The organism is Pseudomonas sp. Wu6, from assembly GCF_019891515.1.
Classification (GTDB): Bacteria; Pseudomonadota; Gammaproteobacteria; order Pseudomonadales; family Pseudomonadaceae; genus Aquipseudomonas; species Aquipseudomonas orientalis_A.
This window is the reverse complement of sequence record NZ_JAFLXH010000017.1, coordinates 26,342-40,248: the sequence shown is the minus strand read 5'-3', so window position 1 is coordinate 40,248 and position 13,907 is coordinate 26,342. Positions and strand designations below refer to the sequence as shown.

Genomic DNA, 13,907 nt, shown 5'->3' with positions numbered 1-13,907 from the left:
TTTGTATGACCACTGTCTATGAAACCAATCGATCGCTGTTTCGGGTGTCGTGGAGCTCGGTATTGGCCGGTAGTGCAATTGCACTGGTGACCTACCTGGTATTGAGTGTGTTGGGTACGGCGATTGGCGCGAGTGCCGTCGAGCCGATGGAAGCCGGTAACCCGTTGAGCGGTTTCGGTACGGGCGCCGGGATCTGGTTGTTTGTATCGACGCTGATCGCCATTGCGCTTGGCGCGTTCGTGGCCGGGCGTACCGCACCGGATCGCGGTGGTCTGCACGGTGTACTGACCTGGACCCTGACCACCTTGCTGACCACCTGGCTGCTGGCAGGCTTGGCCTCCAGCGTCGTGGGTACCGCGGGCAACGTGGTGGGTAAAGGTCTGTCGGCTGCCGGCAGTGGCATCGCCGCCGCCGCACCGGGGATCGGCAACAGCATCAAGCAGCAGTTGAACGAGCAGGGTATCCAGCTGGACTGGAACAGCCTGCAAGGTCAACTCGATACCCTGCTCAAGCAAAGCGGCAAGCCTGAGCTGGACCCGGCCAACGTCGAGCAGAAAACCGACCAGGCTGCAGCCGATGGCAAGCAAACCGCGACTGACGCAGCGACCAACCCTGCCCAGGCGGGCGATGAGCTCAAGCAGTGGTTCGAGCGCGTGAAATCGTCCGGCGAGCCTGCACTGAACGCTGCAGATAAAGAGGCCCTGGTCAACATCGTCGCGGCGCGTACCGGCAAGAGCAAGGAAGAAGCCACGCAGATCGTCGACAACTATGCCCAGGCTTATCAGCAGGCCATGCAGAAAGTCGAAGAACTCAAGCAACAGGCTGAACAGAAAGCCCGTGAAGCCGGTGAAGTAGCGGCCAAGCAACTGTCTCGTGCAGCCTGGAGCACCTTGGCGATGCTGCTGCTGGGTGCGGCCTTGAGCTTCTTTGTCGGTCGTATCGCGCTGACAACCCGTCGCGTGCCATTGGCTTAAAAACTGTCTGCGGCAGGGACGCCGCCTCGGTGAACGCGTAAAATGCCCGACATTTTACGCGTATCACGCAAAGGTGCCCCTTGAGCGCAGGCAAAGCCGTCGGACTGTTACTACTCACCTCTCTGTTGGCGGCGTGCGGCACCTCGCCGCCACGCACGCCCAACGACATCTGCAGCATCTTTCGCGAAAAGGACGACTGGTACGACGCGGCGAAGGTCACGCAAAAGCGCTGGGGCGTACCCATCCAGGTGCCGTTCGCGATCATGTATCAGGAGTCGGGCTTTCGCTACGACGCCAAGACCCCGCGTAAATACCTGCTGTGGATCATCCCCTGGGGTCGCGTGTCCACGGCGTCCGGCTATGCCCAGGCCAAGGATGAGGTATGGAATGACTACCGCAAAAGCACCGGCCGCAGCGGCGCCGATCGCGAGGATTTCGACGACGCCATCGACTTCATCGGTTGGTACATGGACAAGACCTACACCATCAACGGCGTCTACAAATACGACGCCTACGGCCAGTACCTGAACTACCACGAAGGCTGGGGCGGCTACCGCCAGCGCACCTACGCCAGCAAAGCCTGGCTGCTACCGGTGGCAAGCAAGGTGCAGGCGCGTTCGCAGCTGTATGCGCGGCAATATGCCGGGTGCAAGGATGAGTTGGGCCGAGGGTTCTGGAGCCGGTTCTGGCATTGGTTGTAAAAAGCTTCTGGATGCATGCAGACCCAATGTGGGAGGGGGCTTGCCCCCGATGGCGGAGTATCAGCCACTGATGTTGCGACTGATGTACCGCTATCGGGGGCAAGCCCCCTCCCACAGTAAATGCCGGTACGGCGCCGGACCTGTGGCGATGCCGCTGACAGCCTCACAGCCGACGGCTATCTAACTGACGCGCTACGATCCAAATGTGGGAGGGGGCTTGCCCCCGATAGCGGAGTGTCAGCCACTGATATCTCGACTGATGCACCGCTATCGGGAGCAAGCCCCCTCCCACATTTGGTTTTGTGCCATTTCCACCAGATGCCTGTTCCTACACTTGCCAAACCCCGCCGATTCTGGGAAAACCCCAGCCTTTCACGCTTCCAATGAGACTCCCATGAGCAACGACGAACTGCAGGTCACCGACATCCGCCTGGGCACCGGCAAAACCGTGGTCAAGGGCGCGCTGATCACCACCCAATACACCGGCACCCTGGAAGATGGCACGGTGTTCGATTCGTCGTGGGAGCGGGGCAAGCCGTTCCAGTGCGTGATCGGCACCGGCCGCGTGATCAAGGGCTGGGACCAAGGTTTGATGGGCATGCAGGTTGGCGGTGTGCGCACGTTGTATGTACCGGCGCACCTGGCCTATGGCGAGCGCTCGATGGGCGCGCATATCAAGCCGAACAGCAATCTGCGTTTCGAAATTGAATTGCTGGAAGTGCTGACGCGCGATGATTGAAGGGATTGAATATGGATGTTGATCCAGACGTGTTGCCTGGCTGCTCCCTCGACGGCATTCAGGTGGTTGAGCTGCTTGGCGGGGATGAGGCTGAGCTGCAGCAGTTTTTTGAACAGGCGCCGGATTATTTCATTGCAGTGAATGGTGAGCCGGCTACCCCGACCGAAGCGCGGAACGAGTTGCGCGGCCAATTACCCGCAGGTTGGCATTGCAGCCGCATGTACTGGCTGGGTTACCGCGATGCGCAGGATCAACTGGTCGCTGTGGTGAATATCGCCGCGGATCTGCTCGCCGCCGGGGTATGGCATATCGGGTTGCTGCTGGTGCATACGCGCTGGCACGGCAGCGGGCTCGCGCAGCGCTTGCACTCGGACCTTGAGGCATGGGCGGCGGCGAAGGGCGCCCAGTGGCTGCGGCTGACGGTGGTGGTGGGCAATACCAGGGCCGAGCGCTTTTGGCCCAGGCTTGGGTATGTGCAGGTGCGAACCCGAGAGGGCATCGCGATGGGTCTTCAGGTGAACAGGGTCTCTATCCAGATCAAGCCGCTGCGCAACGGGACCATTGACGGCTACCTGACGCGGGTTGAGCGGGACCGACCCAGCACCCGGTAACCTGTACCGGTCTCATCAGTGCAAGGCGCCTGATGTCTCCTCAACCTTGATTCCAAATCTGCCGTACAGCGCCTTTCGCCCCTTGGGCGTCAATGCCTGGGATTGCGGTGTATCAGGCAATGAATTCGTAACTGACGCACCGTCTTCGGGGGCAAGCCCCCTCCCACAGTAAATGGCGGTACGGCGTCGGACCTGTGACCAGGCGGCTGACGGCCTCACAGCCGACGGCTATCTAACTGATGCGCTGCGGTCCAAATGTGGGAGGGGGCTTGCCCCCGATGGCGGCCTCTGGGCCGACCAGGATGTTGGATTGGACCGAGTACATATCCGTTTCTGCGGTCACGGCTGCTAATGGTTCCGCTTTTACAGCGGCTCACTTTTGAAAAGCGCAAAAGTAAGCAAAACGCTCTTGCCCCACCACTCGGCACCTCGCTTAGGCTCGGTGTGCCCTCTCTCCGGCTTGAATCCGTGGGCCGCCGCAATGGGCCATCCCTGGCCCAGTGCGGCTAACCCGGCGTCCTGCCGGGTTGCCCACGGATTCAAGCCTGCGTTCGGCCAGCGTGGTTTAACGGGGCGCCTGAGATCAAGAGCAAAAGCAGATCAAGATCAAGAGCGACTCGCTTCGCATCGTGGTTACGTACGGTTGAGCGCTACAGAGTTGTGTAGATACCTATGGCTATCGAGGGCAAGCCCCCTCCCACATGTACTCGCCGGTGTGGTTGAGGACGGCATTCCTGAACCCATCCTGAAGAAATTTCTTATTCCCCATTCAGGCACTTTCCTACGGTTTACTCTGGCAACATCGCGGCGTAAGCTTCGCGCGTTTTCATCAATAGCGGAGACCCTCAGTGGGTACTTGTTCGAGTGACAGTAGTCGGCCGGTTTCGGTAACCGGCACATACTTGGCAAGGTAACGCGCATGTTTCAGATGCCGTTGTCTCGCCATAAAAGCGAGAAGCGGCATCCCGGCAGTGGCCAGTCCTGGCGTCTGCCTGATCCTCTCTCATCGACGCTGACCAGCACCTGAGTTGACTCGGGAGGCTACGGACGCGCCTGCCTTTTACGGCGGGCGGGCCAGGTTCGGCTGTGCCTGTGTTTGACGGGCACGGCGCGGGCGGCCAGTACCTGCACGACGGGTTTTTCCTCGCGCAGGAGTAACACCATGAACCTCAGCCTACTCAAAGAGTTCTTCGCCGGCTTCCTGCGGACCCGGCATATCGCCCGGCATTTTCGCCGGCTGGCGATGCTGGAGACCGTGACCGACGCCAGTGTCAGCCGCGAAGTACCGCCCAGCCTGGCGCAAACCCTGGTGGCCGCAGCCAATGGCAGTGCCGTGCAAGTGCTGGGCACGCTGGGCAGCCATGCCGAGGGGCTGAACACCCAGGAGGCCGACGCGCTGCGCGGGCAATATGGGCTCAATGAGGTCGAGCACGAGCAACCGCTGCCCTGGTGGGTGCACCTGTGGCACTGCTATAAAAACCCGTTCAATCTGCTGCTGACCTTGCTGGCGGTGATCTCCTGGCTGACCGAGGACATGAAGGCGGCTACGGTGATTTTCTCCATGGTGGTGCTGTCGACCCTGTTGCGCTTCTGGCAGGAAGCCAAGTCGAACAAGGCCGCCGACGCGTTGAAGGCGATGGTCAGCAACACGGCGACCGTGCTGCGCCGGGACGCGGCCAAGCGCCTTGAACTGCCGATCAGGCAATTGGTGCCGGGCGATCTGATCGTGTTGTCGGCCGGCGACATGATTCCCGCCGATTGCCGCGTACTCAGTGCCAAGGACCTGTTCGTCAGCCAGGCGGCGATGACCGGTGAATCCATGCCGGTGGAGAAGTTCGCCCAGCAGCAGGATGCCCATACCCGCAACCCGCTGGATCTGGAAAACATCCTGTTCATGGGCACCAACGTGGTGTCCGGCGCCGCCACGGCGGTGATTCTTGCTACGGGCAACAGCACCTACTTTGGTGCGTTGGCGCAACGTGTCACGGCAACCGACCGCGCCACCACCTCGTTCCAGCATGGGGTCAACAAGGTCAGCTGGCTGCTGATCCGCTTCATGTTCGTGATGGCACCGCTGGTGTTGTTCATCAATGGGTTCACCAAGGGTGACTGGACCGAAGCGTTGCTGTTCGCGCTGTCGATTGCCGTGGGCCTTACCCCCGAAATGCTGCCGATGATCGTCACCTCGACGTTGGCCAAGGGCGCGGTGTTCCTGTCGCGCAAGAAGGTCATCGTCAAGCGCCTGGACGCGATCCAGAACTTCGGCGCCATGGATGTGTTGTGCACCGACAAGACCGGCACGCTGACCCAGGACAGGATTTTCCTGGCGCGCCACGTGGACGTGTGGGGCCGGGAGTCTGACGATGTGCTGGAAATGGCCTACCTCAACAGCTATTACCAGACCGGTTTGAAAAACCTGCTGGATGTGGCCGTGCTCGAGCACGTGGAGATCCATCGTGAATTGAAAGTCGGTACCGCGTTTCAGAAGGTTGATGAGATTCCGTTCGACTTCAACCGTCGTCGCATGTCGGTGGTGGTGGCCGAGCAGGACCAGCCGCACCTGTTGATCTGCAAGGGCGCGGTGGAGGAGATTTTGTCGGTGTGCACCAGCGTGCGCCATGGCGACGTCAATGAAGCGCTGACGCCAGAGCTGCTGGCGCGCATTCGCCAGGTCACCGCGGCCTTCAACGAAGAAGGCCTGCGCGTGGTGGCAGTCGCGGCGCAGCCGATGCCGGCCGGGCGTGATACCTACACCCTGGCGGATGAAAACAACCTGACGCTGATCGGCTATGTGGCGTTTCTCGATCCGCCCAAGGAAAGCACCGCGCCCGCCCTCAAGGCTTTGAAGGCGCATGGCGTGGCGGTGAAAGTGCTGACCGGTGACAACGAGCTGGTCACAGCGAAGATCTGCCGTGAAGTGGGCCTGGAGCAACAAGGGCTGCTGATGGGCAACGATATCGAAGACATGACCGACGCCGAGCTGGCGCAGGCGGTGGAAACCACCAACGTATTCGCCAGGCTCACGCCCAGCCACAAGGAACGCATTGTGCGTCTGCTCAAGGCCAACGGGCATGTGGTGGGGTTCATGGGGGACGGCATCAACGATGCGCCGGCGCTGCGCACAGCCGATATCGGTATTTCGGTGGACAGCGCGGTGGACATCGCCAAGGAAGCCGCCGACATCATCCTGCTGGAAAAGAGCCTGATGGTGCTGGAAGAGGGCGTGCTGGAAGGTCGGCGCACCTTCGCCAACATGCTCAAGTACATCAAGATGACGGCCAGTTCCAACTTCGGCAATGTGTTCTCGGTGCTGGTGGCCAGTGCGTTTATTCCGTTCCTGCCGATGCTGCCGATGCACTTGCTGGTGCAGAACCTGCTGTATGACATCTCGCAGATCGCGATTCCATTCGACAACGTCGACGACGACATGCTCGCCAAGCCACAACGCTGGCAGCCGGCAGATGTGGGCCGTTTCATGCTGTTCTTCGGGCCGATCAGTTCGATCTTTGACATCACCACGTTCGCACTCATGTGGTATGTGTTCGATGCCAATACGCCGGACCACCAGACCCTGTTCCAGTCGGGCTGGTTCGTGGTGGGGCTGCTCACCCAGACGTTGATCGTGCACATGATCCGCACCCCGAAAATCCCGTTCCTGCAAAGCCGCGCGGCAATGCCGCTGATGGTGATGACAGGCGTGATCATGGCCGTCGGGATCTTTCTGCCGATGGGGCCGTTGGCGCATTACTTCAAATTGCAGGCACTGCCGTCGCTGTACTTTGTGTTCCTGCCGGTGATTCTGCTGGCCTACATGGCATTGACCCAGGCAGTGAAGGGCTACTACATCCGCAAGTTTGGCTGGCAGTAACAGGGGCTCGGTTGCCGCAGCAGTCATGGAGATTTTTTTATGCAGGCCATCAACAACATCAACCTCGACTCACTGGTCGACACCGTGGTCAGCCTCAGCGCCGCGTTTGTTCTCGGCGGTCTGATCGGCTTTGAACGCCAATACCGTCAGCGCACCGCAGGTCTGCGTACGAATGTACTGGTGGCGGTCGGCGCGGCGATTTTTGTCGACATGGCCAATCGGCTGGGCGGTGCCGAAGGCGCGGTGCGCGTGGTCGCGTACGTGGTGTCGGGTATCGGTTTTCTGGGGGCCGGTGTGATCATGCGCGAGGAGGGCAATGTGCGCGGGCTCAATACGGCCGCCACCCTGTGGGCATCGGCCGCAGTCGGTGCCTGTGCGGGGGCCGACCTGATTCTCGAGGCATTGCTGGGAACGCTGTTCGTGCTGGCGGCCAATACGTTGCTGCGCCCGATCGTCAATAACATCAACCGTCAGCCGTTGGACGTGGTCTCGGCCGAGGTGACCAACATTCTCTATGTCATCGCACGGCGTAGCCAGCAACAGGCAGTCATGGTGCTGTTGGAGGCGGAGCTGGCGCGATGCAACTACCCGGCCAGCGATGTCGATGTACGCCCCTTCGGCAGCGAAGAAGTCGAAATCGAAGCCACCCTCGCCGCGACGTCGGTCGACGGTGACGAGCTGGACGCGTTGGTGGCGCGTATTTCCACCTCCAGTCTGGTGGTGCAGGCGTTCTGGAGCCCAAGTACCACCGACTGACCCGTGTGCCCGAACCGCCCGTTGAGCCAATATCGACTAGGCTTTTCGTGAGGAAAAATCCTACAAGTAGTCAGGACTATCCCTTCAATCAAAACATCATTGCATTGTTAAGGTTGGGCACTTACGGCTGGCTGCCCGTTCTGGTCCATCCGTGATTGCTCGTGATGTTTCAATGGAAGGGACCAGGCTGCGAGTGGTTATCGTCCTGATGAGGGTGCAGTGCCGTTTGTCGGAACTGTCATATCTCACAGGTACCTAGGTCCCATTTGATATGTAAGGGTACTTCGATCGCCTAGGGGTGTGTATGAGCAAAGCATTAATCGTGGATGACCATCCTTTTATACGTGCGACGGTCAAATATCTGCTGAAGGAGGAAGGATTCGATGAGATCTATCAGGCGGGTGACGGTGCAGATGCAATGCAATTGGCGCGGGAGCAACGTCCCGAGCTGATCATCCTTGACCTGGCGATGCCCAAGCTGGGAGGGTTGGAGGTGATCAGTCGGGTCAAGGCCCTGGGCCTGCCGTGCAGGATCCTGGTGCTGACCTCCTACCTGGCCGTGTTTTTTTCCACCCGTTGCATGCGCGCCGGCGCCATGGGGTTCGTGGCCAAGACCGGCGAGCTGGATGAGCTGCAAAAGGCTATCCGAGCGATCCAGTCGGGCTACAGTTGTTTCCCGAGCCTGCCCACCAGCTCGGTCCGCCGTGACGACCTGCAGGAAACCGAGCGGCAGATGATCGAGTGCCTGTCGGACCGTGAATTGACCGTCCTGCAGAAGCTGGCCCTGGGGCTGGGCAACAAGGAAATTGCTGAAGACATGCTGTTGAGCCACAAGACCATCAGCACTTACAAGACACGTCTCAAGGAGAAGTTACGGATGTCCTCAGTGGTGCACCTGTCCAAATTTGCCCAGCGCAATCATCTGATCTGATTTGAAATGGTCGCCATCGCGTTCAAGCGGTTCGCCACGTTTCTCTGGTTGAGCCTGTTGCCCATGGTCGCGATGGCCCTTGATGAGCCCAATGTTTTGCGGCTATTGGGCCACTCTCGTATCGACCCTCCCATCGTCACCCTGCAAGAGCCCGACTGGCGCTGGCTGCGCGAACGGCGCAGGTTGCTGATGGGGGTGTCCGCTCCCGATTACGCACCCTTCGACCTGACCAATAACCGTGAAGAGCTCGAGGGGATTACCGCCGATTTCGCAGCGCTGATCAGCCAGGCCCTGAATATTCCCATTGAGGTTCGGTGCTACGAAACCCGCGATGAAGTGATCGAAGCCCTCAAACGCGGTGATGTGGACTTCCTGGGTTCGGCCAATGGCTATGAGGCGGCCGACCCGCAACTGATCCTGTCGCGCTCCTACGCCAATGACCAACCCACTCTGGTGACCCGTACCAACGATAGCCAGGCGCTGAGCGATGACCTGGCGGGCAAGCGCGTGGCGATGCTTTATCACTATCTGCAGCCCGAGGTGGTACGGGCGTTCTACCCCCATGCCCGCGTGGAATTGTTTTCTTCGGCCTTCGAGGCGATCGGCGCAGTAGCGTTTGGCCGCGCCGATGTGTACCTGGGCGATGCCATCAGTACCAATTACCTGATCAACCGCAACCAGCTCAATATTGTGCGCATGGCGGATTTTTCCACCCTCGAAGCCAACCCATTCGGGTTTGCGTTCACCCGGCAGAATACGCGGCTGCCGCCGATCATCAATGCGGCGCTGGAGGCGATTCCCGCCGGCGAGCAGATGGAAATATTACGCCGTTGGAGTGGCGGCAACCTCGGTATTGTCGGTGCTGGCCGGTTGCACCTGAGCGCCAGTGAACAGCGCTGGCTCCTCAAGCATCCGCGGGTCAAAGTGGCGGTGCTCGACAAACTCCTGCCGCTGTCCGTCGTCGATGATCAGGGACAGTTCGAGGGGCTGAGCGCCGAGGTGCTGTCACGTATCAGCCTGCGCACCGGCCTGAAGTTCGACGTGGTGCCGGGCAACTCGATACCGGGCCAGATCGACCAGGTCAGCACGGGCGCGGCGGATATGCTGGCGGTCGTGACCCCCAGCGTCGAGCGCGCGGAAAAGGTGCGGTTTACCCGGCCCTACCTGACCAATGCCCTGGTGCTGGTAACCCGAGGGGATGAACATAGCCCTGTGACAATGGAAGATATGGTGGGTAAACGCCTGGCGATGATCAACGGCAACGGGTTGCGCGATACCATCTCGCGGGACTTTCCCGGCGTCGTGTTTATCGATGTGGACAGCGCGGAGCAAGCGATGGCGATGGTGGCCAGAGGCGAAGCGGAGGCGGCCGTCAATTCGTTGATCAGCGCGCGCTATATGATCGCCCGGTATTACCGCAATCGGTTACGCATCACCAGCACGGTCGGCTCGGAGCCGGCGCGTATCACGTTCGGGGTCAACCGCAGTCAGCTGGAGCTTTATTCGATCCTCGACAAGGCGCTGCTGAGCATCACCCCGCAGGAAATGGATGAGATGATTGCCCAGTGGCGCAGTGAGGTGATTATCGAAGACAGTTACTGGCTGCGTCACCGCAACGTGATCATTCAGGGGTTCGGGCTGGCCGCGTTGTTATTGATCGTCACGCTGAGCTGGGCCATCTATCTGCGCAGTCTGATTCGCAAGCGCGTCCAGGCCGAACGCGCCTTGAGCGACCAGATGCGCTTTATGAGTGTATTGATCGACGGCACCCCCCACCCGATTTATGTGCGTGACCGCCAAGGGCGCTTGATGGCCTGCAATAACGCTTATCTGGATGTATTTGGCTACAAGCTTGAAGACGTGATTGGTAAAACAGTGGTTGAAACCGACGCCGGCAACCTGCCACAGGCTCAGTCGTTCCATCAGGATTACCTGCGCTTGATGGCCGACGGTGAGCCACAGATTCATGACCGCATACTCAAGTTGCCCAGTGGCGAGGCCCTGACCATCTACCAATGGATGTTGCCGTATCGCGACGGTGACGAGAAAGTGGTGGGCATGATTGCCGGGTGGGTCGATGTCAGCGAGCGCCAACAATTGTTGGGTCAGTTGCAGGAAGCCAAGGACGATGCCGACGCCGCCAACCGGGCGAAGACTACCTTTCTGGCGACCATGAGCCACGAAATCCGCACGCCAATGAATGCAGTGATCGGCATGATCGAGCTGGCCCTGAAAAGCGCGGAACAGGGCTTGGCGGACCGGGATGCCCTGGAGGTGGCTTCGGAGGCTTCGCGCGGCATGCTGGAGTTGATCGGCGATATTCTGGATATCGCGCGGATCGAATCCGGTCATCTGTCGTTGGTCCTGGAACCGGCCAATCTGCATGAATTACTGACGTCGGTGGCACGCGTGTTCGAAGGTTTGGCGCGGGCCAAGGGGTTGGCGCTGCAGGTTGAACTTGATCCATCGATCGATCGCATGGTGCTGGTTGACCCCCTGCGTTTCAAGCAAGTGGTGTCGAACCTGCTGAGCAATGCCATCAAGTTCACCCACAACGGGCAGGTCACGCTCGGTGCCCATGCGACGTTCGATGGGGAGCACCTGAAACTGCAATTGTGGGTGCAGGACACCGGGATTGGCATCAGTGCCCAGGACCAGTTGCGCCTGTTCAGCCCCTTTATCCAGGGCAGCAATGGTGAGCAATCGGCGCGTAGCGGCTCCGGCCTGGGGCTGGTGATCAGCCGCAACCTGTGCGAAATGATGGGCGGGCAGCTGCACTTGAGCAGTGTGCTGGGGCAGGGCACCCGGCTGGATGTGACGCTGGCCCTGGTCATGACCGCTGCAGTGCCGCAGGAGGGGACGGCGGCGAGCGCTCCCGTCACGCCGCCTCATGCCTTGAGTATCCTGGTGGTGGACGACTACCCTGCCAACCGTTTGCTGCTGGCTCGACAGTTGAGTTTCCTCGGTCATCGCATCACCACGGCCGAGGACGGCATTCAAGGGCTTGAGCACTGGCGCGCGGGGCAGTTCGATGGCGTCATTACCGATTGCAATATGCCGTTCAAGAACGGCTATCAGTTGGCGCGGGACATCCGCTTACTGGAGCGTGAATCAGGGCTGGCGCCGTGCCTGCTCCTGGGGTTCACCGCCAATGCCCAACCCGAGGAAGCCGAGCGCTGCCGGCAGGCCGGGATGGATGGTTGCCTGTTCAAACCCACCGGGATTGACGATTTGCGCGCTGCGCTGGCGTCACGCTCCACTTACGCCCCGGGCCCTGAAGCGGCGGCGTTTGATTTGAGTACCCTGATCACGTTGACGGGGGAGGACCACCACGCGCTCACCGAGCTGCTGATCCCCTTGCTCGACAGCCTGGAGGCGGACCGGGGGCTGTTGCCGACGCTGCAGCGCAAGGCTGACTTCGCCAAGTTGCACGACCTCGCACATCGCGCCAAGGGAGGGGCACGAATGGTCAAGGCACAGGTTCTGATCGCGCGCTGTGAAGCCCTGGAGGCTGTTTGTGAAAGGCAGGACCGCACCGCGCTGGCCGCGACGACCGAGGCTGTCGAGGAGGCTATCCTCGCTTTGCATGGTGGGCTGAGCCTTTATTGCAATCAGCTTTGATCCCGATTAACGGCCATTGGGATCTTTTGGGAGAAGTCCTACACGAAGGGGGAATAAGCCTGATTTTGTGTTCGGGATTTGTCTGGAAAATGGTCGACGCTCACTGACGAGCGCTGCCTGACCAAGGGTTTGCCATGCCGAACAAAGCACTGACCATCCTCATAGCCGATGACTTGCACTTGCAACGGTTGTACATCGAGAAAATGCTCAACCAGTTGGGGTATCACCGAATTGTGCCGGTGCAGACCTTTGAAGAAGTCCAGATCCTTACCGCCATTCCGGCCGAACCCTTCGATGTGCTGATCATCAATGCGGTCCTGGCGGCCCATGCAAGCGGGCCCAACCCGCAGGCGCGCCATGTGCTGGTCTACGACAACCTGGACCTGGACGTACCCGCCGACGCCATGCCGACCGTATCGGTACGCCTGCCGGGCGTGCCGGATAACGTCAATCTCGAACATTTCATGGAGATCATCGACCCGCCCCACACCCTGGCCGGCTTGCGGGTGTTGCCGTGGTTAAGGGCATTATCCCGCCAGCCGGCCGTAGGAGCCTAGTCGCGAAGGCGCTCGGCGGCGCTGCGCAGCAACTGCTCTGTGCCCGCCCAGCCCAGGCAACCATCAGTCACCGACACGCCGTATTTCATCGACGGGCCCAGCGGCTGGCAGCCTTCGAACAGGTGGCTTTCGAGCATCATGCCGATCAGCGACGTGTCGCCCTGCAAGCGCTGCTCCAGCACCTCGTTGAACACCGCCGGCTGACGCAGCGGGTCCTTGCCGCTGTTGGCATGGCTGCAATCGACCATGATGCGCGCAGCGACCTTGGACTTGGCCAGGTCGTGTTTCACCTGGGAGACGCTCTGCGCATCGTAATTCGGCCCGCGGTGACCGCCGCGCAGCACCAGGTGGGTGTCGGGGTTGCCCGGCGTCTGGATGATGGCCGGGTGCCCCAGGCTGTCGACGCCGAAGTGGCGGTGCGGGTGCGAGGCCGAGCGCATCGCGTCGCAGGCAATCGCAACGCCGCCGTCGGTCCCGTTTTTGAAGCCTACGGGCATGCCCAGGCCGCTGGCCATTTCGCGGTGGATCTGCGATTCAGTGGTGCGCGCGCCAATTGCCACCCAACTGAGCAGGTCGTCGAAGTAGCCGGCGGCCATGGGTTGCAGAAGCTCGGTCGCAACCGGCAAGCCCAGGCGCAGCATCTCGCGCATCAGTTCCCGGGACAGGGCCAGGCCTGCGGCCATGTCATCGCTGCCATCGAGGTGCGGGTCGTAAGCCAGGCCTTTCCAGCCAATGGTGGTGCGGGGTTTTTCGACGTAGGCGCGGATGACCAGCAGCATCTGGTCGCTGACTTCAAGCGCCAGCTTCTTGAGGTTGCGCGCGTATTCCATGGCCGACTGCGGGTCGTGTATCGAGCACGGGCCGACAATCACCAACAAGCGTGAGTCCTGGCCATCAAGGATGGCGCGCACGGCGTGGCGATGGGCATGCACCTGTTCATTGAGGAACGGACTGAGGGGCAGTTGATGCTTGAGCTCATGGGCACTGGGCAGGCGCTGGGTCAGGGCTTCATTGGCGCTGGTCAGCGTAGAGACGGGTAAAGCGGCGACGGAGGCGTTCATATTCAAGGTTTCCTGGGCAAGCGGCGGGCAATTCCCGCACGCTTGGCCTACTGGGGTGTTCGACAATTGGCCGTATCGGCTACGTGTG

Annotated in this window: 10 protein-coding genes; 9 read left to right on the top strand and 1 reads right to left on the bottom strand. The window is 60.6% G+C overall.

The features are described from left to right. Nucleotides 1-5: 5 nt before the first annotated feature. The 9 genes from J1G34_RS13700 (at nt 6) to J1G34_RS13660 (ending at nt 12,758) form a co-directional block, all read left to right on the top strand. Nucleotides 6-974, top strand: a complete 969-nt coding sequence (locus tag J1G34_RS13700) for a hypothetical protein (RefSeq protein WP_065898284.1) — start codon at nt 6-8, stop codon at nt 972-974. A gap of 80 nt (nt 975-1,054) precedes the next feature. Next, nucleotides 1,055-1,675, top strand: coding sequence for a transglycosylase SLT domain-containing protein (locus tag J1G34_RS13695; RefSeq protein ID WP_065898283.1), 621 nt, complete (start codon nt 1,055-1,057; stop codon nt 1,673-1,675). Between the two features lie 394 nt (nt 1,676-2,069). Then, a complete protein-coding gene (locus J1G34_RS13690; protein ID WP_065895535.1) occupies nt 2,070-2,414 on the top strand; it encodes an FKBP-type peptidyl-prolyl cis-trans isomerase in 345 nt (114 codons plus the stop codon). An 11-nt stretch (nt 2,415-2,425) separates the two neighbouring features. After that, nucleotides 2,426-3,025 (top strand): GNAT family N-acetyltransferase, encoded by a 600-nt coding sequence (locus J1G34_RS13685; RefSeq protein WP_222994194.1) that lies wholly within the window; start codon nt 2,426-2,428, stop codon nt 3,023-3,025. Between the two features lie 1,162 nt (nt 3,026-4,187). Further along, nucleotides 4,188-6,893, top strand: coding sequence for a magnesium-translocating P-type ATPase (gene mgtA / locus J1G34_RS13680; RefSeq protein ID WP_065898281.1), 2,706 nt, complete (start codon nt 4,188-4,190; stop codon nt 6,891-6,893). Nucleotides 6,894-6,932: 39 nt separating this feature from the next. Continuing rightward, complete coding sequence (locus tag J1G34_RS13675) at nt 6,933-7,649, top strand: MgtC/SapB family protein (protein WP_065935890.1); 717 nt, start codon at nt 6,933-6,935, stop codon at nt 7,647-7,649. Nucleotides 7,650-7,953: 304 nt separating this feature from the next. After that, a complete protein-coding gene (locus J1G34_RS13670; RefSeq protein ID WP_057725622.1) occupies nt 7,954-8,580 on the top strand; it encodes a response regulator transcription factor in 627 nt (208 codons plus the stop codon). 6 nt (nt 8,581-8,586) lie between these two features. Continuing rightward, a complete protein-coding gene (locus J1G34_RS13665; RefSeq protein ID WP_222994193.1) occupies nt 8,587-12,201 on the top strand; it encodes a transporter substrate-binding domain-containing protein in 3,615 nt (1,204 codons plus the stop codon). 134 nt (nt 12,202-12,335) lie between these two features. Then, nucleotides 12,336-12,758 (top strand): ANTAR domain-containing protein, encoded by a 423-nt coding sequence (locus J1G34_RS13660; protein WP_065888252.1) that lies wholly within the window; start codon nt 12,336-12,338, stop codon nt 12,756-12,758. Here the strand turns inward: J1G34_RS13660 and J1G34_RS13655 are convergent. Beyond that, on the bottom strand, nt 12,755-13,819 hold the full coding sequence (locus tag J1G34_RS13655; protein WP_065895541.1) for a 3-deoxy-7-phosphoheptulonate synthase: 1,065 nt from the start codon (nt 13,817-13,819) through the stop codon (nt 12,755-12,757). The genes J1G34_RS13660 and J1G34_RS13655 overlap by 4 nt on opposite strands. Between the last annotated feature and the right edge of the window lie 88 nt (nt 13,820-13,907).

What these genes read in the sequence shown, in the direction of transcription:
- J1G34_RS13690 (WP_065895535.1), top strand. Translation starts at nt 2,070, where the DNA reads ATGAGCAACGACGAACTGCAGGTCACCGACATCCGCCTGGGCACCGGC.
- J1G34_RS13655 (WP_065895541.1), bottom strand. Translation starts at nt 13,819, where the DNA reads ATGAACGCCTCCGTCGCCGCTTTACCCGTCTCTACGCTGACCAGCGCC.
- J1G34_RS13660 (WP_065888252.1), top strand. Translation starts at nt 12,336, where the DNA reads ATGCCGAACAAAGCACTGACCATCCTCATAGCCGATGACTTGCACTTG.
- J1G34_RS13665 (WP_222994193.1), top strand. Translation starts at nt 8,587, where the DNA reads ATGGTCGCCATCGCGTTCAAGCGGTTCGCCACGTTTCTCTGGTTGAGC.
- J1G34_RS13685 (WP_222994194.1), top strand. Translation starts at nt 2,426, where the DNA reads ATGGATGTTGATCCAGACGTGTTGCCTGGCTGCTCCCTCGACGGCATT.
- J1G34_RS13700 (WP_065898284.1), top strand. Translation starts at nt 6, where the DNA reads ATGACCACTGTCTATGAAACCAATCGATCGCTGTTTCGGGTGTCGTGG.
- mgtA (WP_065898281.1), top strand. Translation starts at nt 4,188, where the DNA reads ATGAACCTCAGCCTACTCAAAGAGTTCTTCGCCGGCTTCCTGCGGACC.
- J1G34_RS13675 (WP_065935890.1), top strand. Translation starts at nt 6,933, where the DNA reads ATGCAGGCCATCAACAACATCAACCTCGACTCACTGGTCGACACCGTG.
- J1G34_RS13670 (WP_057725622.1), top strand. Translation starts at nt 7,954, where the DNA reads ATGAGCAAAGCATTAATCGTGGATGACCATCCTTTTATACGTGCGACG.